Genomic DNA, 23,529 nt, shown 5'->3' with positions numbered 1-23,529 from the left:
GCCGTTCCTGACCGGGATGTGTGGTGCAATTGGCTGCAAGTTGCGGAGAAAAGGGCGAAAATGACGCGCAATGAGACTGAAATTAATCTGTTTCGGGCCATCGAAGTGTTCATGGCCGTCGCGGAAATGCGCCATGTGACGGCGGCGGCCCATGCCTTGGGGATCACCCAGTCGGCGGCCTCGCAGCATCTGAAAAACCTGGAAAGCGCCTTTGGGGTGACACTGATCGACCGGTCTCACAGACCGCTGGGACTGACCCACGCGGGTGAAGCCATGCAACGGCACGGATATCGCATCCTCAATGAGATCGAAGACCTTAAATCGGACCTGCGCCACCTGAAGGCCGCCTCGCTGCCGGTGTTGCGCGTTGGGCTTCTGGCCTCAATTGCCACGACGCTGACCCCTGGGCTTTTCGACTTTGTCGAGCATGATTTGCAGGTGCCAGAACTGATCCTGTCAGCGGGTCTGGCCAGCGATCACCAAAGTGCTCTGACCGCGCGAAAGATCGATGTGGCGGTTACCTCGGAACTGTTCGTGTTGAGCGACGACTATGACACTTATCCTGTTATGGAAGAACCATTTTTTTTGGTGTTACCCGAAGGGTACGATGGCCCCGAGGACGATATTCACGCCATTTCCGAACGCCTGTCTCTGGTGCGGTTCGGCGCGCTTACCCCGGTGGGCCGACGCACTGATCAACACCTGCAACGCTGTCGCCTGAACCTGCCCCGCGCGATGGAGGCGGACCGGTCCTCAATGGTGGTGGCCGGTGTGGTGACCGGCAAATGTTTCGCGATTCTGACGCCCTCGCTGCTGATCGATGGTGTGGCCGAAGGGATGCCGTTGCGCATTGTGCCGCTGCCGTTTTCTGGCTTCAAACGCGGCGTGCAAGTGGTGTCGCGCAAAGAAGATCTGGGCGATATCCCGGCCCGTCTGGCCCATCAATGCGCCGATATTCTGCGTGCGCATTTCAACCGCCGTTTTCCGGGCATCGCCGATCAGATCGCATACTTCACCGGCACTTATCCCAATCATTAGGATTTCCGATCAAGCGTCTCTCCCCCTGTTCGCAACCCGATTCCGATGCATAGTCAAAGGACCAGCACGGACCCCCGTGCCGAGTCCAGCAGGAATTCGGGAGGCGCCACATGTCACGTCGTTCAGGCCGCAAATCGCGCATGCAGGCGAGGGCCTCCAAGGGGGCGGTATCCGCCCCTTACGTGACGCGCCGGATTGGGCTGGTCAGCCTGATCGACGACGAGGCCATCGCCATCATCGAACGCAATGCCGATCGGATTTTGGATGAGATCGGCATGGAGTTTCGCGGCGACCCGGATACGCTGAACCTGTTCAAGGCGCATGGCGCGCGGGTCGAGGGCGAGCGGGTGCGCTTCGACCCCGGCTGGTGCCGCGACAAGATCAGAACCGCGCCGGCTGTCTTCACCCAACACGCCCGCAATCCTGCGCGGTCCATCCAAATCGGCGGGCAGGCGCAGGTCTATGCCCCCAGTTTCGGCCCGCCCTTCGTGCACGACATGGAAAACGGGCGGCGCTACGCCACGTTGGCCGACTTTAAGAACATCACCAAGCTGCACCACCAGTTGGGCGCCGTGAACCATTCCGGCGGAGTGGTAGTGGAGCCGGTCGATATTCCCGTGCCACTGCGCCATCTGCACATGGCACACACCCACCTGACCATGAACGACAAACCCTTCATGGGGGCCGTGACCGCGCCCGAGCGTGCTCGCGATACGATCGAGATGTGCAAGATCGCCATGGGCGCGGATTTCGTTGACGACAATTGCGTGCTGTATTCCGTGGTCAATACCAACGCGCCTTTGGTGATGGATGAAACCATGCTCTGGGCGCTGAAGGAATATGCGCAGGCCGGGCAATGCACGGTGGTCTCTCCTTTCGTGCTGGGAGGGGCGATGTCACCGGTTTCGGTGGCTGCGACGTTGGCGCAGGTTCTGGCCGAGGTGATGGCGTCCGTCGCATTGATCCAACTCATCCGCCCTGGTGCTCCGGCTGCATTTGGCACGTTCTTTTCTCCCATATCGCTCAAGACCGGGGCGCCGACATTCGGCACACCCGAAGGCACCCAGTTCCAGATGTGCGCCAAGACGCTGGCGGACCGGCTGGGTCTGCCGTTCCATTCGGTCGGGGGGCTGACCGCCTCTAAAGTGCCGGACGCGCAGGCGGGATATGAAAGTCAGGCGCAGTTGATGGGCGCCGCGCTGGCCGGGGTGAATTTCATCATCCACGCGACAGGGTGCCTCGAAGGACTGCTGACCACCGGCTATGAAAAGATCGTCATGGATGCCGATCGCTGCGCGGCAATGCAGCGGTTTGTTCAGGGCGTCGATTTCTCGGAAAGCGCGCAGGCGATGGAGGCGTTTTCCGAGGTGGAGCCGGGCGGCCATTTCCTTGGTGCACAACACACGCAGGACAATTTCGAAACCGCCTTCTGGATGGGCGATATGTCCGACAATGGCACCTACGAGCAGTGGGCCGCCGAGGGTGCCCATTGGCAGCATGACCGTGCCACCGCCCGGGTGAAACAGCTGATCGAAGACTACGAAGCCCCGACCATGGAGGCCGGAACCCGTGAAGCCCTTGATGAATTCGTCGCCCGCCGCAGCCGGGAAATCGAAGGAGAACAGCCATGAACCTGCAAACCGACTGGACCCTGAACGACACCGCCCGACGGCGTGACGCCTTCTATGCCGCAAGCCAACGCAAATTCGTTCCCTTCAAAGAGCCGATGGTCTTCAAGAAAGGCTCCATGCAGTACCTCTGGGATGTCGAGGGGCGCAAATACACTGACCTATTGGGCATGAATGTCTGCATCTCGGTTGGGCACAGCCATCCCAAAGTGGTTGCCGCAGCGATGGAGCAGGCACAAGAACTGACCCATTGCACCACCATGTTCTACCACCCGGTGCCCGCCCATTTTGCCGAGGAGCTGGCCGCCACCATGCCCAACCCTAATGGTGATATCGAATGGGTGGTGCATTTCACCAACTCGGGCTCAGAGGCGGTGGACCTCGCCATGACCATGGCGCGCAGCTTTACCGGTAACCTTGATCTGCTGGCGCTGCGGTCGGCCTATCACGGTCCGACGGCCGCAGCGCAGTCGATCACCGGAATTTCGGGCTGGCGCCATCCAGGGATGCCAGGCAACGTCGCCTTTGTGCCCGACCCGCATCAGTATCGCGGTATCTTTGGCGAAAACGCGGGTGCTCAGCCCTATCTGGACGAGATCGAGCGTACCATACACGCCGCCACAACCGGCCGCGTCGCCGGGATGTTCGTGGAAAGCGTGCAGGGCTATGGCGGCATCGTCGAAATGCCCAAGGGGTACATGACCGGTGCCGCCGAACGGGTGCGGGCGGCCGGAGGCCTGTATATTGCTGATGAGGTACAATCCGGCTTCGGGCGTACCGGAGACCATATGTGGGGGTTCGAGGCCGACGGCGTCATTCCCGACATCGTGGTCATGGCCAAGGGCATCGGCAACGGTTTTCCGCTGGGCGCGGTTGTCGCGCGCAAGGAAATCGCGGCACCCATGGCCGATAAATTCATGTTCCACACCTACGGCGCGAACCCGACCTCTTGCGCGGCGGGGCGGGCCGTTCTGCAGGTGATCAAAGAAGACAAGGTGCGCGAAAACGCCCGCGACGTCGGGGCCGCCTTGCTGGAGCGCCTGCACGTACTGAAAGACAAGTACCCGGTCATTGGTGATGTACGGGGGCGCGGTCTGATGCTGGCTGTCGAGATGGTCAAAGACCGCAAGACCAAAGAGCCGGACCCACAGACCACCGCCGCCGTTTTCGAGGCCACGCGCGAAAGCGGAATCATCCTGTCGAAGTCGGGCGCGTATCAATCCTGCCTGCGCATGGTACCACCGATGTGCCTGTCGATGGAGGATGTCGATCACGTCACGGATGGTCTGGATCAGGCATTCAGTCGCGCCACGGGATAGCGCCTGAAAGCAAAAGAGCCAGCCGATGCGGCTGGCTCTGTGCTCAAATTGGGTTGGCTTATCCCCGCAGCACTTTACCCGCCGCGTCAAAGGGCGGTTCGTGCAGGATTACCGCCTTGTGCGGGCGCCCCAGGACCATGACCTCGACCTCATCCCCCGGCTGGGCGTTCTTGACATACCCCAAGGCCAGCGACCTTCCGACGGTGTAACCATAAGTGCCCGAGGTTACGCGCCCAATGCCTTCGCCATCCTTGAAGATCGGCTCACCACCGGTCGCGTCCGCGTTAGAGGCGGTCACATCGGCCTCATCCAGATGCAGCAAAACCAGCTGTTCGCGCACCGGGTTCTCCAGAACCTTTTGCGCGGCTTCCTTGTTCAGGAAGTCCTTTTCGAACTTGCACAGTCGCTCCAACCCCACCTCATGCGGCCAGTATTCAGGGCTGTATTCGCGGCTCCACGAACCATAGCCCTTTTCGACCCGCATCGACATCAGCGCGCGGCTGCCAACGGGGCCTGCGTCGAACTCCTTGCCTGCCTCGATCAGCGCGTCATACAGACGGGCCTGGTCTTCGGTGGCGCAGTGCAGTTCCCATCCCAGGTCGCCGGTAAAGGACACGCGCAGGGCCAGAACCTCGATGCCTGCCAGCTCGATATTGGCTGAACGCATGAAGGGGAAGTCCTCGGTCGCCAGTGACTCGTTGGTCAGGCGCTGCAGGATCTCGCGCGATTTCGGACCGGCCACGTTGAAACCGCACATCGCTTCGGTCTTGCTTTCGAACGTAGTGCCTGCGGGCAGGGGGACCTGCTTGAAGAACCGCTTGTGATAGCGTTCCGCCATGCCCGATCCGATGATCCAGAATTCATCCCCGGCCACGCGGGTGACGGTAAAGTCACCTGCGATACCGCCCCGTTTCGAAATCAGCGGGGTCAGGCATGACCGGCCCACCGCCTTGGGCATGTTGTTGGCGAAGACAGCGTTCAGCCAGTCCGCAGCACCCGGGCCTTTGCAGATGTATTTGGCAAAGTTCGAGATGTCGATGATGCCTGCGCGGTCACGCAGCATCTTGCATTCTTCGCCGACCGGACCCCACCAGTTCTGACGGGTGAAGCCGTTGGTATCCACGGCGCCCGGCGCGTCCGCGAACCACAGCGGATGCTCCCAACCGACGTTCAGGCCAAAGACGGCACCCATGGCTTTCTGGGTCTCATAGACCGGGCGCACGCGCGCCGGACGGCCTGCGCTGCGTTCTTCGTTCGGGAAGTGGATGGCAAAGCGGTGCGCGTACTGGTCTTGCACTTTTGCCTTGGTAAATTCCTTGGTGGCCCAGGTATCGAACCGGGCCATGTCCCAGGCGAACATGTCATATTCGGTTTCGCCCTCGATGATCCACTGTGCTGCCATCAGACCCATGCCGCCCGATTGTGAAAAACCGGGGATGACGCCGTTGCAGCAGAAATAGCCATCCACCTCGGGCGCCGGTCCCATCAGAACGTTTGAATCCGGCGACCAGATCATCGGGCCGTTGATGACCCGTTTGATCCCGGCCTCACCCACGGCGGGCAGGCGTTCGATTGCATTCATCATGTTCTCTTCGATACGCTCCAGATCGTCGGGGAACAGGTCGTGGGCGAAGTCCAGTGGGGTGCCGTCTTCGGCCCAGAATTTCATGTCTTTCTCGTAGGCACCGACCAGCAGTCCGTTGCCTTCCTGACGCAAATAGTATTCGCCATCACGATCCGAGACCGAGGGCAGGCGGGTGCCGTGGGCCTGAACGTCCGACACCGTTTCGGTCACGAAATACTGGTGCTCGGTCGGCTGCAGCGGCAGTTCGATTCCGGCCAGTTTCGCGACTTCGCGACCCCAAAGCCCGGCCGCATTCACCACCCACGGTGTCTTGATATCGCCCTTCGGGGTTTTGACGATCCATGTGCCGTCGTCTTGCTGTTCGGTCGCGGTGACCGGGGTAAAGCGGTGAATCTCGGCACCGCGCTGGCGCGCTCCGACCGCATAGGCGTTGGTCACACCCGAGGGGTCGACATTGCCGCCATCGGGTTCGAACATCACGCAGCGGATACCCTCGTAATTGACCAGCGGATTCAGGCGCTGCGCCTCTTCGATGCTGATCTCATAGAAGTTCATGCCATAAAGCTTGGCCTTGGCCGCTTGCAGCCTCAGCTGGTGCTCACGCTCTTCGGTCTGGGCCAGATACAGCGAGCCGGGCTGGAACACACCGCAGCTTTGGCCTGTTTCCTCTTCCAGGGCGTTATACAAGTTCATCGTATAGTGCTGGATACGGCTGATATTGGTGCTGTCATGCAGCCCGTGGATGTTCGCCGCCGCGTGCCAGGTTGAGCCGGAGGTCAACTCATCCCGTTCCAGCAGCACAACGTCCGACCACCCCAATTTGGTCAAGTGATACAGGATCGAGCACCCGATTACACCGCCGCCGATGACCACGGCCTGAGCTTCTGTTCGCATTTTGATATCTCGCGCGTTTTGTTTCGCTGGGGTTCTTCCACAAACCGGACCCCACCGACAATGTTCACAAAATTCAAGGTGAGGTGAGGTGGGTTAATCCTAAGGACTAACGGCAAGAAAAAAGGGGACATCGCCTGAGAGCACTGCGCCACCGCTGTTTCAAAACTCCAGACGATGCGCGCGGCCGCGTTCAAAGAGCTTTTGGTTCAGTTCATCCGCTTCGGGTGCGCCGTATTCCAGCGCGAACACAAAGGCGTGGGTCAGGTAAAAGCAGGCGGCGTCGTGATCCTGACGCTGCTCTGCCTGATTTGCCGCCTCGTGGTACAGGCGGATCAAGGCAGGCACATCGTAGTCCGCATGTGCCTGCAGCAGTTGTTTATCCAGGTCATCCAGATCCACGGTCAGCCTTTCAGCGAGATCGCATTGTTCTTGGTGCGGACGTAGTTATAGAGCGCCTCAAGCCCTTTTCACGCCCGAAGCCGGATTTGCCGACGCCGAACGGGGTCGAGATGCCTCCGGCGAACCATTCGTTGACAAAGACCTGACCGGCCCGCAGCTTGCGTGCCACCCGATGCGCCCGCGCCAGATCGCGGGTAAAGACGCCAGCAACCAGTCCGAATTCGGTGCCATTGGCCATAGCGACCGCTTCGGCCTCGGTATCGAACGGTGTAAAGCAGGTAACAGGGCCAAAGACTTCTTCCTGCGCCACGCGGCTTGCGGCGAGCTCCACGGCCTGATCATAGACCGAGCGATGCACCAAAACTCGCGCCATGGCCGAGCAGACCTGACCGGCATAGTAGAAAATGCCGCTTTGCAGGCTGGACATCAGCGTATCCAGATCAGCATCGTCAAAGGCCACGGCGGCGGATTTGCCACCCAATTCCATCAGCGAAGGGATTACGTTGTCCGCTGTCGACCGCAGGATGCGCTGGCCTGTGGGGACCGAACCGGTGAAAACGATCTGATCGACCTGCCAGCTTGCCACCAGTTTTGCACCCAGATCCGAGCCGATGCCATTCAGGATCGACACTGCAACCGCGGGTACCTCGGCACCCTCATCCGAAATGTTGCGGATTCCCTGCCCGATGCGGATCATCAACCGACCGTGTTCCGCCGGGTTCATATCGGGCAGATCGCCCCGTTCGAACGAGGCCCGCGCCGCGTCAAGCGCCTTGCCAACCGATTGCTCACCCGCGCGTGCGCAGTCTGCCACATGGTCCTGATTGCCGGGATCTTCGACGGCAATGGACGCGCCCTTGTCGCCGCCCACCCACGATCCGGCCAGAAAGTTTCTGGCCAGACCGCCCGTCAGAAAGTCGCTCATGCCTCAGCGCGGCCTTTTTCGATCTGAGTTGCAACCCAATGATGGAAGCAGTGCGTCGGCCCGTCCATCGCAGGCGAGAAACGGCCTCCGTCGAACAGAACGCCGTGGCGGCCTTTCTGCATGCCTTCGACAACAAACACGTCCTCTTCGAACACGGTTTTCCACAGCTGCGCATTCTTGGCTCGCAGGGGTTCATGCTCGGGCGCGTCTTCGGGTTTTTTGGCGTAGTACAGCTCGATATGCTCGATCGTTTTTTCGTGGGTAACGGGCTCGAGGATAAAGGCAAAGCCGTGGTCGCGCTGAACACCCAACATCACGTTCGGGTAGACGACGATATATTCCGCGCCTTCATTCCACTTGTCGCCTAGGCCTTCAAAGTCGTCCAGCTTTTCACCGTCCTGACCTTCGAGCTGGCGATAGACCAGTGTGCCCTGACCCGAGTATTTGCCAAGCTCGTTAATGTTGTAGTGATCTTCCAGGCGCGAATAGCTGTTCAGTCCGGGGTGAACCCATGGCAGGTGGTAGCTCTCGCAGAAGTTTTCGACGGCCAGTTTCCAATTGGATTCCAACTCAAGGCGCACGGAAGCGCCGGCACCGCCGTGATGCATCGGCTGTTCGAACTCTTTCCAGCGCTCCATCAGCTCGCTGTGGACCTCTTGGAACTCCGGTGCGTTGCCATCTACGTTCACGAAGACAATGTCGCGCCAGACATAGGACCGGATGCGGAGCAGACCCAACTCGGCGAAATCCAGATCCTCGTGGGTGTTCTGACCGGGGCCGCCGACATGAGGGGCAGTGCGCAGTTCGCCATTCAGGCCATAACACCAGCTGTGATAAGGGCAACGGATTGCGCCACGGATTTTTTGCGGTTTGTCGACCAGGATCATGCCGCGGTGACGGCAGGTGTTCTGGAACACGCCGATCTCGCCATTGCGGTCGCGGACCATCAGGATCGGCATTCCCAGGAAATCGACCGGTTTCGCATCACCTGCATCGGGGATGTCCTTGCCAAAGCCGATACCGGACCAGTTCGCAAACAGGACAGAGCCCCGTTCCTCGGCGAAAACGGCGGGGTCGATGTAATGCTCGTTCGGCAGCCCCTTGGCTGTGTTTACCGGGGTCAGAACGGACGAAAGCGATGCGTGCTTGTTCATCGGTCACTCCTGAGTTTGTCTGTAGCTTTGGATTTCCTTCCCATTGGCAGCGCAAAAGGTCCGTCTTCAATACCAAAAATCCTAACCGTTGCGTGAGACTGGCTAAACCGATCCATCTTGCACTTCGTTCAGCAACCAATTTTTGAGGGCCAGCGCCCCTTCGGGCAGGTGTTCATCTTCGCGCCCGACCAGAAAGAAATTATTTGGGGCGGGAATGCTAAAATCCTCCAGCGCCACCAGCTTGCCCGAGCTGAGCATCGGTTGAATCAGACGCTTCCACCCCAGCGCCAAGCCGGCCCCCTTGCGGGCCACCTGCAGGGCCAGTGCGTAACTGTTCACCCGTGATTGGGCCGGTATGTTGCCGGTGAACCCCAGCTCGTGAAACCATTCCGGCCAGGTGGTCCAGGTATTGTCTCTGGTTTCCAGGTGGATCAGGCGATGCTGTGTCAGGTCGCCGAGGCTGGCCCCCTTCAACTCTGCGGCCAATTCGGGGCTGCACACAGGTGTCAGGATATCGCGATAGAGTTTTGTATGCGGCAACGAGGAGTTCGGCTCCTGCCCGTAGCGGATGATGAAATCCAGATCGGGGCGGTCTGCAAAAGACGTATCCTGCGCCAACTGGTTCACTTTCACATGCGGATATTCCTGCCAGAACCGGATGACCGACGGGGACAACCACAAGGCCGCAACGGCAGTAGTCGATCCGACAGTGACATGGTTCTCGGAATCACCGCTGCGGACTTGTTCCAGCACTTTTGACATTTTGAGGAAAGATGTGCCCAGAACCTCGTAGAGCGCCTCGCCATCTTCGGTAAGTTCGACGCCCCTGTGCTTGCGAACGAAAAGCGGCACGCTCAGGTCGGTCTCTAGTGCCTTGATCTGATGGCTCACGGCGCCCGGGGTGACGGATAGCTCGCTTGCGGCTTCCTTGAAACTCAGATGGCGCGCCGCCGCCTCAAAAGCGGACAGCGTGGCAAGTGGAGGTAGGTTGTAGTGGCGTCGTGACATGCGTGCTGCGTGGCCCTGGGAATTTACGTGAGTGTGCTTCAACCGAATATGAGAAATTTTGCAATTGAAAACTATGTTTTTTTCTGCAGCTTTGGCACGGCCCGTTTTGCGCCCAAGATTGTCAGGCCCGAACAAGCGTCCGGCAACCTGTGGCGCATATCGACAACACATGATGGAAAGCCAGATGAACACACAAGTCGCGCGCCTTGTCCGAAAAACCGAATTGAGCCCGGATACGTCGGATTTCTGTTTCGAAGTCCTCGGTGGCCGGTTCACAGGCCTCGAACCCGGCGCCCACGTGGATGTTCACCTGACCGACGAATTGGTACGCCAATACTCGCTTTGGAGTTGGAGCCAGGACGGCAGCATGATCAACGTGGCCGTTAAACGTGAGGATGACGGGCGCGGCGGATCCCGGGCCATGCATGATCTGGAAGAGGGCGCCGAGCTTGCCATCGGCGGGCCACGCAATCACTTTCCGTTGGAAAGCCATGATCGCCACGTCACCCTGATCGCCGGCGGTATCGGGGCCACTCCGCTGGTGGCAATGGCCCGCGAGTTGCTGAACCGGGGGCAGGATTTCCGAGTCTATTACCTCGTGCGTTCGAAAGACTATGCCGCGATGGACAAACAGTTCCGCGCGCTGGGTCTGGATAAGTGGTATCACCTGCATTGTGACGATACCGATGGAGCGTTCGATCTGGCGGCGGTGATGCAGTCCATGCCGATGGGGGCCGATGTCTATACCTGCGGCCCCGAGCCGATGCTGAACGCCGTACTGGAATCCGGCGCTGCTCTGCGCGGTGGTGCGATCCATTTCGAACGGTTCGCCGCCGCGTCAGACATCGAGCACGCACCCAATGACAGCTTTGAGGTCGAGGTTCAGTCCACCGGCGCCGTCTACTCCGTGTGTAAGGACGAAACGATCCTCGAGGTGCTCAAGACCAACGGCGTCCATGTGGATTTCGGCTGTTCCGAAGGGCTTTGCGGCTCTTGCATGGTCGATGTCGTCGAAGGCGAAGTGGATCATCGCGATGGCATTCTGACGCCCGAGGAGCAGGCCACCAACAGCTATCTCTGCACTTGTGTGTCGCGCGCAAAATCCGACCGTCTGGTGCTGGCGCTTTAGCAGCGAACCTGCATCGAACGCACATTGCTTGGTTAATCTGGATAAGACCCACTGGCCTGCGGAGTGGTGGACACGCAGACCAGCGGGACGATGACGAGCTGAGCGTGCTGCGCAATCAGATTCAAGCCTTTGCCGCGCGTTTGCGATCAGAGTTCTGACCGGACATCGGCGGGACCCTCAATCCGTGCGCTTTCTGTTTCTGAGTTGGTACGGGGTTTCGCCGAACTCGGCCTTGAAACACCTTGAAAAATGGCTGGGCGTTTCGAACCCGGTGGCCAGGGCGACATCGATGATCGGCTGCGAGGATTGAATGAGCAGCCGATAGGCCTCTCTCAGGCGGATTTTTCGGTAATGCTGCTTCGGAGTGGTGCCCAGGTATTTTTTGAAGAGCCGCTCGATCTGCCGCCGCGAGATACCGGCCTGATCCGCCAGAACGGCAGGCGACACCGGCTCTTCGATCTGCTTTTCCATCGCTGCGATCACGCGCGATACGGTGCGGTTCGGAACGGTCAGACTATTGGGGATGCTTGTATCGACGGACTTCTGAATCTGCCTGAGCGGCGTGTAACACATGCATTCAGCAACGCTGCTGGCGAAATCCGCGCCGTGGGCCTGTTCGATGAAATCCAGAAACAGATCGATGGCGGATACACCGCCCGAACTGGAACAGCGCAGGGACTCTGAGACATGGGTTTGTCGGCTGAGTTCCACGCCCGGATAGGTTTCCTTGAAACCGACCCGGTACCAAGAGTGAATCGCGGCAGTTGCGTCTTCCATCAGGCCCGCCTGAGCCATGAGAATGGCCCCTGTGCCCAGCCCGGTGACACGCACGTTACCGCGCGCAAGACGTCCAAGGCTGACTTCTAGGTCGAATGTGTCCAGCTCAAAGACATGCTCGCCCGAAACCACAACGATATCCCGGGCCGCGGCGACATCCTTCAGTGCGATATCAACCTCAACATCACATCCGGTACTGGATCGAACGGCCTGTTCCTTGGTCCCGCACAGCATCCAGTCATAGAGCTTTCTGTCCGCAACGAGGTTCGCGTTCTGTAATGTCTCGATGGCCGAAATCAGTGACAAATGCGAAAAATGCGGCAGCAGGACAAAGTGAAACAGATGCGGTTTTGCGCCGGTATCTGTTGCAGGGTGATCATGTGAAACGGGCGATTTCATTCCGGTCCGGCGCGTGTCTTTTTGTTTTTCCTAAGTAATGATTGATCCCCTCAACTTAGTCCAGCCAGAGTTCTGCGGCTGAATCGCTCCACCACCGGGTTTGTCGCGGGCCGGAAAGCTGACGCTGGATGCATTGGTCAATAGTTCCGCCTGCCAGAGCGGCGATGTTCAAGTGTTCGAAAACGCACAAGGACATGTGAAGACGGGAAGTGGACGCGCCAGGGTAAAAAGTCTATTGCATTTCTTAATCAGGAACTTATGGGATGGGAGAGCGCGGCAGAATTGCGTCTGATGGACTTTCATTCTGCGCCGACTTGCCGGAACAAGTTTCTAACACCCTGCGCGGCACCAAAAGCCGTTCAAATCAAAACCATTTCTTAAGATAAATACACCGAACGGAGACGCGAAAAATGCTCAGAACCCGAGCCTTTCTGCTTACGTCCTTGACTGTATTGCTTTCCGGTTTGACGTCCTTGGCCGCGGCTCAGTCCAGCAATCCTGTGCCGGTGACCGTTGTGACGCTGGAAGCGCAGGACGTAACCCTGTTTTCCGAACTGCCGGGCCGCGTCGCGGCGCTGGGTGTGGCCGAGGTCAGGCCGCAGGTCTCCGGAATTGTTGTCGAACGTCTGTTTCAGGAAGGCGGCACCGTTCAGGAAGGCGATGCGATGTACCGCATCGACGATGACGTCTATGACGCGCAGGTGCAGCAGGCCACAGCAAGTGTCGCACAGGCCAAAGCTCGGCTGACGGCCGCGGAAAAGGAAGAACAGCGCGTGGCAGAGCTGCTGCTACGCAACGTGGCCAGCCAGCAGGCAGTTGACAGCGCTGTGGCAGAGCGCGATGCGGCCAAGGCAGCGTTGCTGGTGGCGCAGGCACAGTTGCAAACCGCAAAGATCGACCTGCAGCATACAACGATCCGCGCACCCCTTTCAGGCCGCGTCGGCCGGGCGCTGGCCACACAAGGCGCGCTGGTCACCGCGCAACAGGCCGAGCCGCTGGCCGTCATTCGACAGATCGACCGTGTCTATGTGGACGTCGCCGTTTCAACGCAGGATGTGTTGCGGTTCAACCGAGCCGTAGCCTCGCAGACGGCAGCGTTGCAAACGATCGACCCGACGGTGACGGTGTCTCTGGCGGACGGGTCTACCTTCGATCAGACCGGAACGGTCCTAGCGGCGGAGCCACAGGTGGACCCGCAGACGGGTGTTTCGGTTCTGCGGATCGAGTTCCCGAACCCCAACCAGATTGTCTTGCCGGGGATGTATGTCACAGCGCATCTGCCGGTCGAGGTTCTGCGGGGCGCAGTGCTTGCACCGCAGCAGGGCGTCGCGCGCAACCGGCGCGGCCAGCCGACCGCGCTGGTGGTGGACGAAAACAATACGGTGGCTGAACGGCTCCTGACGGTCCGGGGCACCGAGGGCAACAAATGGATCGTGACGGACGGCCTGAAGGCCGGTGACCGCCTGATCGTTGCGGGGCTGCAAAAGATAGGGGTCGGTGCGACGGTTGCGCCAACCGAGGAACCGGAGTCCTGAAACGCGCCTACGGGCTAACGCGCTCAGTCTCCCGCAACAAAATGTGAAAGTTCCCATGGCACGTTTCTTTATCGACCGACCTGTTTTTGCATGGGTCATTTCCATTCTGCTGATGGGCATCGGCACTTTGGCTGTCTTCAACTTGCCGGTGGCGCAATATCCGCAAATCGCCCCACCCACGGTCGAGGTCACCGCGTCTTATTCCGGTGCTTCAGCCCAGACCGTGAACAACACCGTGACGCAGGTGATCGAGGAACAGATGACCGGGCTCGACGGGCTGCGATACATAAGTTCGTCCTCGACATCGACCGGGTCTTCCACGGTGACGCTGACCTTTGAAACCGGGACCGACCCGGACATTGCGCAGGTGCAGGTTCAGAACAAGCTGAGTCAGGCGACCCCGCTGCTACCGGAAATCGTTCAGCGTCAGGGTGTTGTCGTCGAGAAATCCTCGGGCGGTTTCCTTTTGGTGGCAGCGCTTGTGTCGACCGATGACCGCCTCGATGCGGTGGATTTGTCGGACTACATGGTGTCGAACATGGTTGACGAGTTCAGCCGTCTGGAAGGGGTCGGCAACGTGCAGGTCTTTGGCGCGCAATATGCCATGCGGATCTGGCTGAACCCCGAACAACTGGCGGCGTTTGAGCTGACGCCGACGGATATCGTACGGGCGGTGTCGGAAGAAAACGCACAGGTCTCGGCGGGTTCTTTCGGCGCCTTGCCTGCGGTTGAAGGACAGGCCCTGAATGCGACGATCACTGCGCAATCGCTGCTGTCCACGCCCGAAGACTTTGAACAGATCGTGGTGCGCGCAGAAACCGATGGCGGGCTTGTCCTGCTGCGCGACGTAGCGCGGGTTGAGATCGGGGCTGAAAGCTATACGACCTCCGCCTGGTTCAACGGCAAGCCCACCGCAGGCATGGCCATCCGGCTGGCCTCGGGCGCCAACGCCCTGGATACGGCCGAGCGGGTGAAGCACAAGCTTGACGAAGTCTCAGTCTTTTTCCCCGACGGCGTGGAATATGTCGTACCCTATGACACCACTCCCTTTGTTGAGATTTCGATCGAAGAAGTGGTCCACACGCTGATCGAGGCGATCGTTCTGGTCTTCCTCGTCATGTTCCTGTTCCTGCAAAGCTTGCGCGCCACGATCATTCCGACCCTCGCGGTGCCGGTCGTGCTGTTGGGGACCTTTGCGATCATCTCGGGTTTTGGTTTTACGATCAACACGCTGACCATGCTGGCGATGGTTCTTGCCATCGGCCTGCTGGTGGATGACGCCATCGTCGTGGTCGAAAACGTCGAACGGATCATGGAGGAAGAGGGGCTTTCCCCCTACGAGGCCACCAGGAAATCCATGGGGCAGATCACCGGTGCGCTGGTCGGGATCGCCCTGGTGCTGTCGGCCGTTTTCATCCCGATGGCGTTCTTTGGCGGCTCCACCGGGGTCATTTACCAGCAGTTTTCGATCACCATCGTCTCGGCCATGATGCTGTCGGTTGTCGTCGCGCTGACCCTGACTCCCGCCTTGTGCGCGACGCTTTTGCGCAAGCCAGATCATGGTAAGCGCAATCGTGGCCTGTTCGGATGGTTCAACCGCGGGTTCGACCGGCTGACCGAAAGCTATTCATCGCTGGTCGGGTTCTCGATCCGGCGCCCGCTACGTGTGGGGCTGATCTATCTGCTCATCGGTGTCGCGATGGTGTTCCTGTTTGCCCGAACGCCAACCGGCTTTTTGCCCGAAGAGGATCAGGGCATCCTGTTCACTCTGGTTCAGGGGCCGACCGGCTCTACCGCTGGGGCGACCGAGGGCGTGTTGGAACAGATTGAGCAGTACTATTTGGAGAATGAGGCGGAAAATGTTGCGTCGGTCTTTACCGTGCGCGGTTTCAGCTTTTCTGGTTTGGGCCAGAATATGGGTCTGGCCTTTGTCAGCCTGAAAGATTGGGACGAGCGTAAAACCCCGGATCGCAGCGCTCAGGCCATTGCGGGCCGGGCCTTTGGGGCGTTTTCACAGATTCAGGAAGCGTTTGTGTTTCCCGTTGTTCCGCCCGCGGTGATCGAGCTTGGCAACGTCAGCGGTTTCGACTTCTATCTGCAGGCCCGTGACGGCCAAAGCCATGAAGAGTTGATGCAGGCCCGAAATCAACTGATGGGCCTTGCCACGCAAAGCGAGAAGATAGCCTCGATCCGCCCAAACGGGCTTGAGGATGCAGCCCAGTTCAACATCAATCTGGACTGGCGCGCCGCCGGTGCGATGGGTCTGTCCGCGCAGGAAGTGGGTGAGCTTTTGTCGGTCGCCTGGGCTGGTCGCTATGTAAACGACTTCCTGGATCGGGGCCGGATCAAACGCGTCTATGTTCAGGGGGATGCGCCCTATCGCATGGTCCCCGAGGATATCGAGGCCTGGCGGGTGCGCAACGACTCCGGAGGGCTGGTGCCGCTGTCGAATTTCTCGTCCGCGAACTGGCAATTCGGTCCGCAGGGGCTGTATCGCTATAACGGTGTCTCGGCCATTCAGCTGCAGGGTAGCCCTGCACCAGGGTTCACCACAGGTGAAGCCATGGCCGAGATCGAGGCACTGGCACAGCAATTGCCGCCGGGATATCAGATCGCCTGGACGGGCCTGTCGCTGGAGGAACGGGAATCCGGGGATCAGGCAGGGATGCTTTATGCCCTGTCTCTGGCCGCTGTGTTCCTGTGCCTTGCAGCCTTGTACGAAAGCTGGACCATTCCTTTCGCAGTGATGCTGGCGATGCCGATCGGTGTCACCGGATCGCTGGTCGGGGCCTGGCTGGGCGGGTTTGAGAACGGTGTCTACTTCCAGGTCGCGTTGCTGACGGTGATTGGTCTGACTGGCAAGAACGCCATCCTGATCGTCGAATTCGCCCGCGACAAGGTCGTCGCCGGAGAGCCCTTGCTGCAAGCTGTCAAGGACGCGGCGCATCAGCGGTTCAGGCCGATCCTGATGACCTCGATGGCGTTCTCGCTGGGTGTTTTGCCGCTGGTCCTGTCCACCGGTGCGGGCGCTGGAGGGCGCACAGCAATGGGATCGGGTGTGATGGGCGGCGTCATCTCGGCCACGGTGCTGGGAGTGGTCTTTGTGCCGGTCTTCTTCGTGATGATCTACCGCGTGGTCAGACGCGTCGCCGCCGAATGAAAAAAGGCGCTACCCAGCTATTGGGCAGCGCCAGTCGGTCACAACTGACGGAAGACAGTCGTGGGGGTCGTCAGAAGTGGACGTAAAGCGCGTCCCCTTCCTGCGAGACATCAAAGCGGCGTGTCTTGATGGACGAGTCCACCAGAAACTCGCCGCTGCGGATGTCAAACTCCCAGCCGTGCCAGGCGCAGCGGACGATCTCACCGGCGCGGTCATAGACAAACTCGGTCGAGTCGGTTTCGCGGGTGGTGCCGCAAACCGGCCCTTCGCAAAGGGCGGCGCCCTTGTGGGGGCAGATGTTCAGCAGCGCGTGATAGCCGTCATCCAGTTTGAACACGCCGATCGGCATGTTCGACACGGTCACGATCTTGGCCGCGTCGGCGGGAACTTCATCGGTTTTGCAGGCGAAATGCTTGTTTGCCATGGTCGAATGCTCCTTCTTTATTCTGCGGCGTGCGCCATCGGGCGCGGCAGGCGGGTGTAGACGTCCAGCGCGTTGAGCCCGAAGATCTTCTCGCGCCATGCGGGCGGAATATGCAGCTTGTTGACGTCGTCGTAATCCCAGTGTGGATAGTCCGACGCGAACATCAGGGTGTTCTCGCCATCCATTGCCTCAAGCGTGGCCCACAGGTGCTGGATATTCTCGGGCTGCTCCAACGGCTGGGTCGACATGCGGATGTTCGACTTGAAGTATTCGGACGGCAGCCGCTTGAGCCACGGCGTTTCCTTGCGCAGCGCCTTGTAGTTCGCGTCCAGACGCCACAGAACCGACGGCACCCAGGCAACGCCGCATTCGATGATCACAACCTTCAGCTCGGGCCATTTTTCAAACACACCGTGGGCGATCAGGCTTGCCATGTGAGTCATCGCCGTCTGCGGCAGGATCGCATGGGTTTCCCAGAAGAAGGTCGAAGGCCCGGCTCCGATCGGGGTGGAGTTGATGCCGCCCTGTCCCCCAAGGTGCATGGCGAATGGCAAGCCCATTTCGGCACAGGCTTCATAGATCGGATGATAGAAGGGATCGCCGTAGGGGCGCGCGGCGCCGTGGCTCACCAATACTTGAACGACACGGGGGTGGCCGCCAACCCGGCGGATTTCGGCAGCGGCCAGGTGCGGGTCCTGCGGTGCAACCACGATAGAACCCCAGAAACGCTCGTCCTTGGGCAGCCAGTAGTCGATCATGTAGTCGTTATAGGCTTTGCACAGCGCATTGGCGTAATAGGGGTTGGCCAGGGTCGAGGCTTCAATCGGTTCGTCGCCGGTCAAAATTGCAACGTCGATTTTGTATTTATCGAGGTGCTTTTCCTTCATGATCAAATAGTTATCGTCTTCCGCAACGGGGTTCACATCATGGCGGGCGAAACCTTCGGGGTGGAACCAGGGGCGGTGGCCGTGAGGGAAGGCACCGCGCGGGCCGGTCCGCTCGCCGCGGACAAACATGTCCTTGAACAGACCTTCCATATACGGTTCCAGAACCGTGGCGCTGCACCAATAGTTGTGGCAGTCGCAATCGACGATGAACATGAACTTCTCCTGTTGCTGGCGCCAAAAGGGCGGGCTTTCTATCTTGTTCAACGACGCTTGATATCCGCGAAGTTTTGACAAATAAATGCAATTGAAACTCATCTATCAATCGAGATTTCCGATTAAATGAACCGCCAGCTGTTAGTGACCTACATGGATGTTCTGGAAACGCGCAACTTCAACCGCACCGCCGAACGTCTCAATGTGACCCAATCCACGGTCAGCGCCCGCATCCGCCAGTTGGAGCAGGAACTGGACACGCGCCTGTTCGAGCGCGGGCGGGGCGGGGCCGAACCCACGGCCGCCGGGCGGCGTTTTGAAACCCATTGCCGGTCGCTGCTGGCCGCCTGGAGCCTGGCGCGGCGTGATGTCGAGACCGGTGGAGGTGGCAAAAGACAGCGCTTGCGGATTTCCGTTCAGTTCAGTCTGGCGCGATCCGTGTTGATCGACTGGGCGAAGGTGGTCAGGGAACGAAATCCGCATCTGGATCTGTATCTCGAGGCCAACTTCTCGCAACAGATTCAGCGGGATGTCCTGACTGGTGAAACTGATATCGGCATTGTTTTTGTCCCGCAGCAGGCACCGGACATGTTTGTCAGCGAATTGGGCAGTGAAAGCTATGTGATGTTGTCCACCGATTGTGACCGGGTCGAGGATGTCTCTTGGCCGCGTTACATTCAGGTGGCCTACACATCCTATTTTGACCGCCAGCATGACGAAGCTTTTTCGGATCAGCCGCAAAGCTCGACCGTTGTCGGAAGCGACGATCTGGCGCTGGACTTCCTGAAGTCCAGCGGCGGAACCGCCTATTTTCCCGGCTTTGTCGCCCCGGACCTGTGTGCCGAATATCCGAAATTGCAACGGGTAACGGATGCACCGGTGATCCCGCAGCCCATCTATTCCATCGTTCATGTGCGAAAACGCCATGATCCGCTGGTGGCGCAGGCGGTCACCTTGTTCAAGGAGCTGATCCAGTACCGATCAATCGTTTTAACCGATTGATAACGCAATTCTGCGCCGTTTTTCAGTTCCGCCGCACCATTATCCTCGCGCGAACCCTATTCTGGAGGTTTCCGCAAGATGCTCGTTGCGACGGACAGCCCGTTTTCCCTGAGTACCGCCAATAACCAACCCTGCTACGCGGGTGGGCCTGCCACTTTGATCTGCAAGGCGGTGATTAACGAAACACATGACAGCAAGACCTTCGTCTTTGAAGACACGCAAAGCCGAAGTTTCGACTTCAAGCCCGGCCAGTACGTGACCTTCTGTTTTGAGATCGAGGGCAAGCCGCATGTGCGCGCCTATTCAATCTCGTCCACGCCGACCCGGCCTCACAACATTCAGGTCACCGTCAAGCGCGTGCCCGGCGGGGTGGTGTCCAACTATTTGAACGATCAGATGAAACCCGGGATGGAAATCGAGATCGCGGACATCACCGGCGGCTTCAACTGGGTGGATATCCCCAGCGACAAGCCTCTGTTTCTGTCCGGTGGCTCGGGCGTCACCCCGGTCATGTCGATGCTGCAATACGTCACCGACGTGACACTGCCCAAGGACATCGTTTTTGTGCATTTCGCCCGCTCGCCGAAAGACATCATTTTCCGCGATCAGCTCGAGTTTCTAAACCGGCGTTTTGCCAATGTGAACGTCCATATGATTGTGGACGAGGCCGAAGACGGGTTCGAGGGTGAAACTGGTCAGATATCGACAGACCTGCTGCAGCGCCTTGTGCCCGATCACGCCGAGCGCAGCATTTTCATGTGCGGCCCAGAGGGTTTCATGAAAGCAGCGCGTGACGTGGCCTCGGTCATTCCGTTTGCTGCGGTGTACGAGGAAAGCTTTGGCGAGAAAATCACCATCGAGGAAAGCACCGGCACCGGCGGAGAAGTCTATTTCTCGCTCAGCGGTTTGCATGGTCACGCGGCCGAAGGTCAAACCCTGCTTGAGGCGGCGCTGAACGCGGGGGTCTGGATCGATTCTGCCTGCCAGCAGGGCGTTTGCGGCAACTGCAAAGTGCGCCTGACCCAGGGCGATGTCGAAATGCAGGACATGGGCGGATTGCAGCCCGGCGATACCGAACAGGGCTACGTGCTGGCTTGTTGCAGCTGGCCGAAAGGACCGGTCGCGATCGACGCGTGACCGACAAAACCACATCAAAAACAAAAGAAGGCGGAGGAACCGTTTCACCTAAACAACAGATCATCCAAAGGGAGGACTTAGGATGTCACACGACGACAATAAAATCGCGGAGCCGTTGACGGACCTGCCGATTAAAACCGCGGATACCGGGTTTTATTCGGGGTTCAGCGTTGACGTAACCGTAACGGCAAAGCTCGCGGTAGGCGGCCTTGTGATATGGGCGGTCGCCTTCCCCGAGCAGGCCGGAGCGGTCCTGTCCGGGTTCAACAGCTTTATCCTGTCCAACTTTGCTAGCTGGTACATCTATGTGATGGCCCTGTTCGTGCTGGTCTGCATCGGGCTGGCGATCTGGCCCGCAGCGGGTCGGCTGAAGATCGGTCTGGAAGATGATGTGCCCGAGTTTTCCAACTTCTCGTGGTTTTCCATGATGTTCGGAGCCGGAATCGGCGTCGGGATGCTGACCTGGGCCGTGGCCGAACCGGTCTATCACTTCAAGAACAACCCGGATGTGCTTCAGGGTCTTGCGACCGGGGCAGGGGCGGACAACGTCTTGAATGCCTATAAATGGTCCTATCTGCACTGGGGGTTCTCGGCTTGGGCGTCGTATGCGATTGCCGGTCTGGGGCTGGGGTATTTTGCGTACCGCCGTGGCCTGCCGCTGACCATTCGGTCCTCGCTGACACCACTTTTCGGTTCCAGCCTGTCGGGCTGGCTGGGCCATGCCATAGACATCGTTGCAGTGATCGCCACCATTCTGGGTGTTGCGCAAACGCTGGGCTTCGGGGTCGAGCAATTCGTGGCCGGCATGGCGAGGATCGGAGTTGGTGGATGGCTGTTGAATGACGAGGGCACCGCATCCTCGGTCGGCATCATCTTTGCCATTGTCGTCATCATGGGGGCGTCCACCTTGTCGGCCCTGTCCGGCGTGGGCAAAGGCATCAAATGGCTGTCGAACCTGAACATGGTTCTCTCCATCTTCCTGCTGTCGTTCTTCCTGATCTTCGGCTCGACCTTCTTTGGCCTGCACGCCCTGTTTGTCGGCGTCTGGGAATACCTCCTTGCGCTGCCGGGTATGCTGTTCACCGTCTTCCGCGGTGACGGAACCGGAGGTGTCGCCGACAGTCTGGAAGGCTGGCAGGGCGGTTGGTCAGTCTTCTACTGGGCATGGTGGGTTGCGTTCGCGCCGTTTGTCGGCCTGTTTCTGGCCCGTATTTCGCGCGGTCGCACCATTCGCGAGTTCGTGCTGGGCGCGGTGATCGTGCCTGCGATCATGTGCTTTGTCTGGTTCTCTTTTGCAGGCGGAACCGCGATTGATCTGGAGCTGAATGGTGGTGCAAAAGATGTCATCTTCAGCGCCTCCGACGGCGACAAGATCTTTGCGATGACCGGTTTCATGCTGGGTGAACTGCTGGGCTGGATGATGGCGATCGTGATCGTTGTGCTGCTGATGACCTATCTGGTGACCTCGGCGGACTCGGCGGTGCTGATCGTCAACACCATCAACGCGGCAGGGGACGAAGGGCCGAAGGCACGTCCTCACATCATCTTCTGGGGCGTTGCTCTGGGGCTGGTAGTGGCGGCCTTGCTGCTGGTTGGCGGGCTGAAGGCAATCCAAACAGCGATGGTGATTGGCGCGTTGCCGTTCTCGCTGGTGATGGTCCTGATGTGTATTGCTCTGATCAAGGCGATCTGGCGCGACAGCATCCGGTCGTCGCACGGCGTTCAGAGCACCTTTGCCGAAGCCGAAGAAGCCAATTGACGAAAACCCGGTCGGCCCTGATGGGCTGACCAAATCGATGCGGTCACCCGCACAAAAAATGCGAGGGCGCAAGCCCTCGCATTTTCTGATCTACGGGCTTGAACGGATCAGGCCGCAGCGATCTGCCCCGCTTTCTCTACTAGCACCTCGGCCTGACGGATCGACGCATAATCGATCAGGCGACCGTCCAGCGACACCGCGCCTTTGCCCGCGGCTTCGGCCTCGGCCATGGCAACGAGAATGCGCTGAGCCTTGTTGACCTCGGCGTCGGATGGCGACATGACCTCGTTCGCCAGCGCGATCTGGCTGGGGTGGATGGCCCACTTGCCTTCGCACCCCAGAACCGCCGCGCGTTTGGCCGCGGCACGGTAACCGTCCGGGTCCTGAAAGTCGCCGAAAGGGCCGTCAATCGGGCGCAGACCGTTGGCGCGGGCCGCAACCACCATTCGGGCCAGCGCATAGTGCCACATGTCGCCCCAGTGGGTCATGCGACCACCGTCGGCATCCGCGTCGGTCAACACCGAGTAGTCGGGATTCACGCCGCCAATGATCGTGGTCCGTGCGCGGGTCGAGGCTGCATAGTCGGCAACGCCAAAATGCAGGCTCTCATTGCGCTTCGATGCGGCTGCGATCTCGCTGACATTCTGCATACCCAGCGCAGTTTCGATGATGTGCTCGAACCCGATGCGTTTCTTGTAACCCTTGGCGTCCTCGATCTGGGTGACCAGCATATCGACGGCGTAAACGTCAGCGGCAGTGCCGACTTTGGGGATCATGATCAGGTCCAGCCGCTCACCGGCCTGTTCGACGACATCCACCACGTCGCGGTACATGTAGTGGGTGTCTAGGCCGTTGATCCGCACCGACATGGTCTTGTTGCCCCAGTCGATGTCGTTCAGCGCCTCGATGATGTTCTTGCGCGCCTGTTCCTTTTCATCGGGCGCAACGGCGTCTTCCAGATCGAGGAAAATGACATCCACATTCGACTGCGCCGCCTTTTCGAACATGCCGGGCTGACTGCCCGGAACGGCCAACTCGCTGCGGTTCAGGCGGGCAGGGGCTTGTTCAATGGAATGAAAGCTCATGGTTCGGGTCCTTCAACTTACAGGTTAGGATAGATCGGGAATTTGGCGCAGAGGTCTGCGACCTCGGCTTTG

Annotated in this window: 18 protein-coding genes; 9 read left to right on the top strand and 9 right to left on the bottom strand. The window is 59.4% G+C overall.

From position 1 onward, the window contains the following. The first annotated feature begins 60 nt into the window (after nt 1-60). The 3 genes from GOX88_RS19990 to GOX88_RS19980 all read left to right on the top strand — a co-directional run bounded on the left by GOX88_RS19990 (nt 61) and on the right by GOX88_RS19980 (nt 3,985). Complete coding sequence (locus GOX88_RS19990) at nt 61-1,038, top strand: LysR family transcriptional regulator (protein WP_170406083.1); 978 nt, start codon at nt 61-63, stop codon at nt 1,036-1,038. A 110-nt stretch (nt 1,039-1,148) separates the two neighbouring features. Further along, complete coding sequence (locus GOX88_RS19985) at nt 1,149-2,669, top strand: trimethylamine methyltransferase family protein (RefSeq protein WP_170406079.1); 1,521 nt, start codon at nt 1,149-1,151, stop codon at nt 2,667-2,669. Beyond that, the gene (locus GOX88_RS19980; protein WP_170406076.1) at nt 2,666-3,985 is read left to right on the top strand and encodes an aspartate aminotransferase family protein; all 1,320 of its coding nucleotides are present in this window, start codon (nt 2,666-2,668) and stop codon (nt 3,983-3,985) included. The genes GOX88_RS19985 and GOX88_RS19980 overlap by 4 nt, the downstream gene beginning before the upstream one ends. A gap of 58 nt (nt 3,986-4,043) precedes the next feature. Here GOX88_RS19980 and GOX88_RS19975 read toward each other — a convergent pair whose 3' ends face one another. The 5 genes from GOX88_RS19975 to GOX88_RS19955 form a co-directional block, all read right to left on the bottom strand. Further along, a complete protein-coding gene (locus tag GOX88_RS19975) occupies nt 4,044-6,464 on the bottom strand; it encodes a GcvT family protein (protein WP_170406073.1) in 2,421 nt (806 codons plus the stop codon). Between the two features lie 159 nt (nt 6,465-6,623). Further along, nucleotides 6,624-6,863, bottom strand: coding sequence for a hypothetical protein (locus GOX88_RS19970; protein ID WP_170406070.1), 240 nt, complete (start codon nt 6,861-6,863; stop codon nt 6,624-6,626). 10 nt (nt 6,864-6,873) lie between these two features. Then, on the bottom strand, nt 6,874-7,788 hold the full coding sequence (locus tag GOX88_RS19965) for an aldehyde dehydrogenase family protein (RefSeq protein WP_254443372.1): 915 nt from the start codon (nt 7,786-7,788) through the stop codon (nt 6,874-6,876). Beyond that, complete coding sequence (locus tag GOX88_RS19960; RefSeq protein WP_170406067.1) at nt 7,785-8,942, bottom strand: aromatic ring-hydroxylating oxygenase subunit alpha; 1,158 nt, start codon at nt 8,940-8,942, stop codon at nt 7,785-7,787. Before GOX88_RS19960 ends, GOX88_RS19965 begins: the two co-directional genes overlap by 4 nt. A 102-nt stretch (nt 8,943-9,044) precedes the next feature. Then, nucleotides 9,045-9,950 (bottom strand): LysR substrate-binding domain-containing protein, encoded by a 906-nt coding sequence (locus GOX88_RS19955; protein WP_170406064.1) that lies wholly within the window; start codon nt 9,948-9,950, stop codon nt 9,045-9,047. A 184-nt stretch (nt 9,951-10,134) separates the two neighbouring features. Here GOX88_RS19955 and GOX88_RS19950 point away from each other — a divergent pair, with 184 nt between their 5' ends. Next, nucleotides 10,135-11,079, top strand: a complete 945-nt coding sequence (locus tag GOX88_RS19950; RefSeq protein WP_170406061.1) for a PDR/VanB family oxidoreductase — start codon at nt 10,135-10,137, stop codon at nt 11,077-11,079. 177 nt (nt 11,080-11,256) lie between these two features. Here GOX88_RS19950 and GOX88_RS19945 read toward each other — a convergent pair whose 3' ends face one another. Continuing rightward, nucleotides 11,257-12,255: a GlxA family transcriptional regulator gene (locus GOX88_RS19945; RefSeq protein ID WP_170406058.1), complete on the bottom strand. Its 999-nt coding sequence runs from the start codon at nt 12,253-12,255 to the stop codon at nt 11,257-11,259. Between the two features lie 410 nt (nt 12,256-12,665). Here GOX88_RS19945 and GOX88_RS19940 point away from each other — a divergent pair, with 410 nt between their 5' ends. Together GOX88_RS19940 and GOX88_RS19935 are read left to right on the top strand one after the other, a co-directional pair. After that, complete coding sequence (locus tag GOX88_RS19940) at nt 12,666-13,790, top strand: efflux RND transporter periplasmic adaptor subunit (protein ID WP_170406055.1); 1,125 nt, start codon at nt 12,666-12,668, stop codon at nt 13,788-13,790. Nucleotides 13,791-13,845: 55 nt separating this feature from the next. After that, nucleotides 13,846-16,950, top strand: a complete 3,105-nt coding sequence (locus tag GOX88_RS19935) for an efflux RND transporter permease subunit (protein ID WP_170406052.1) — start codon at nt 13,846-13,848, stop codon at nt 16,948-16,950. A 70-nt stretch (nt 16,951-17,020) separates the two neighbouring features. Here the strand turns inward: GOX88_RS19935 and GOX88_RS19930 are convergent, their stop codons facing one another. Both GOX88_RS19930 and GOX88_RS19925 read right to left on the bottom strand, forming a co-directional pair. Further along, on the bottom strand, nt 17,021-17,374 hold the full coding sequence (locus tag GOX88_RS19930) for a Rieske (2Fe-2S) protein (protein ID WP_170406049.1): 354 nt from the start codon (nt 17,372-17,374) through the stop codon (nt 17,021-17,023). 17 nt (nt 17,375-17,391) lie between these two features. Then, nucleotides 17,392-18,474: an amidohydrolase family protein gene (locus GOX88_RS19925; RefSeq protein ID WP_170406046.1), complete on the bottom strand. Its 1,083-nt coding sequence runs from the start codon at nt 18,472-18,474 to the stop codon at nt 17,392-17,394. 126 nt (nt 18,475-18,600) lie between these two features. Here GOX88_RS19925 and GOX88_RS19920 point away from each other — a divergent pair, with 126 nt between their 5' ends. From GOX88_RS19920 to GOX88_RS19910, 3 genes are all read left to right on the top strand, one after another. Next, the gene (locus tag GOX88_RS19920; protein WP_170406043.1) at nt 18,601-19,476 is read left to right on the top strand and encodes a LysR family transcriptional regulator; all 876 of its coding nucleotides are present in this window, start codon (nt 18,601-18,603) and stop codon (nt 19,474-19,476) included. 78 nt (nt 19,477-19,554) lie between these two features. Next, complete coding sequence (locus tag GOX88_RS19915; RefSeq protein ID WP_170406040.1) at nt 19,555-20,613, top strand: hybrid-cluster NAD(P)-dependent oxidoreductase; 1,059 nt, start codon at nt 19,555-19,557, stop codon at nt 20,611-20,613. Nucleotides 20,614-20,695: 82 nt separating this feature from the next. Continuing rightward, complete coding sequence (locus tag GOX88_RS19910) at nt 20,696-22,372, top strand: BCCT family transporter (RefSeq protein WP_170406037.1); 1,677 nt, start codon at nt 20,696-20,698, stop codon at nt 22,370-22,372. Nucleotides 22,373-22,479: 107 nt separating this feature from the next. Here GOX88_RS19910 and GOX88_RS19905 read toward each other — a convergent pair whose 3' ends face one another. Next, nucleotides 22,480-23,457: an HpcH/HpaI aldolase/citrate lyase family protein gene (locus GOX88_RS19905; RefSeq protein WP_170327728.1), complete on the bottom strand. Its 978-nt coding sequence runs from the start codon at nt 23,455-23,457 to the stop codon at nt 22,480-22,482. Between the last annotated feature and the right edge of the window lie 72 nt (nt 23,458-23,529).

Origin of the sequence: Ruegeria arenilitoris (assembly GCF_013030985.1) — a bacterium.
Taxonomy (GTDB): Bacteria; Pseudomonadota; Alphaproteobacteria; order Rhodobacterales; family Rhodobacteraceae; genus Ruegeria; species Ruegeria arenilitoris_B.
The sequence above is the reverse complement of the archived record's forward strand: the minus strand, read 5'-3'. Positions and strand labels throughout refer to the sequence as shown.

Coding starts and splice junctions, on each gene's coding strand:
- GOX88_RS19990 (WP_170406083.1), top strand. CDS start 61: ATGACGCGCAATGAGACTGAAATTAATCTGTTTCGGGCCATCGAAGTG.
- GOX88_RS19985 (WP_170406079.1), top strand. CDS start 1,149: ATGTCACGTCGTTCAGGCCGCAAATCGCGCATGCAGGCGAGGGCCTCC.
- GOX88_RS19980 (WP_170406076.1), top strand. CDS start 2,666: ATGAACCTGCAAACCGACTGGACCCTGAACGACACCGCCCGACGGCGT.
- GOX88_RS19975 (WP_170406073.1), bottom strand. CDS start 6,464: ATGCGAACAGAAGCTCAGGCCGTGGTCATCGGCGGCGGTGTAATCGGG.
- GOX88_RS19965 (WP_254443372.1), bottom strand. CDS start 7,788: ATGAGCGACTTTCTGACGGGCGGTCTGGCCAGAAACTTTCTGGCCGGA.
- GOX88_RS19960 (WP_170406067.1), bottom strand. CDS start 8,942: ATGAACAAGCACGCATCGCTTTCGTCCGTTCTGACCCCGGTAAACACA.
- GOX88_RS19955 (WP_170406064.1), bottom strand. CDS start 9,950: ATGTCACGACGCCACTACAACCTACCTCCACTTGCCACGCTGTCCGCT.
- GOX88_RS19950 (WP_170406061.1), top strand. CDS start 10,135: ATGAACACACAAGTCGCGCGCCTTGTCCGAAAAACCGAATTGAGCCCG.
- GOX88_RS19945 (WP_170406058.1), bottom strand. CDS start 12,255: ATGAAATCGCCCGTTTCACATGATCACCCTGCAACAGATACCGGCGCA.
- GOX88_RS19940 (WP_170406055.1), top strand. CDS start 12,666: ATGCTCAGAACCCGAGCCTTTCTGCTTACGTCCTTGACTGTATTGCTT.
- GOX88_RS19935 (WP_170406052.1), top strand. CDS start 13,846: ATGGCACGTTTCTTTATCGACCGACCTGTTTTTGCATGGGTCATTTCC.
- GOX88_RS19930 (WP_170406049.1), bottom strand. CDS start 17,374: ATGGCAAACAAGCATTTCGCCTGCAAAACCGATGAAGTTCCCGCCGAC.
- GOX88_RS19925 (WP_170406046.1), bottom strand. CDS start 18,474: ATGTTCATCGTCGATTGCGACTGCCACAACTATTGGTGCAGCGCCACG.
- GOX88_RS19920 (WP_170406043.1), top strand. CDS start 18,601: ATGAACCGCCAGCTGTTAGTGACCTACATGGATGTTCTGGAAACGCGC.
- GOX88_RS19915 (WP_170406040.1), top strand. CDS start 19,555: ATGCTCGTTGCGACGGACAGCCCGTTTTCCCTGAGTACCGCCAATAAC.
- GOX88_RS19910 (WP_170406037.1), top strand. CDS start 20,696: ATGTCACACGACGACAATAAAATCGCGGAGCCGTTGACGGACCTGCCG.
- GOX88_RS19905 (WP_170327728.1), bottom strand. CDS start 23,457: ATGAGCTTTCATTCCATTGAACAAGCCCCTGCCCGCCTGAACCGCAGC.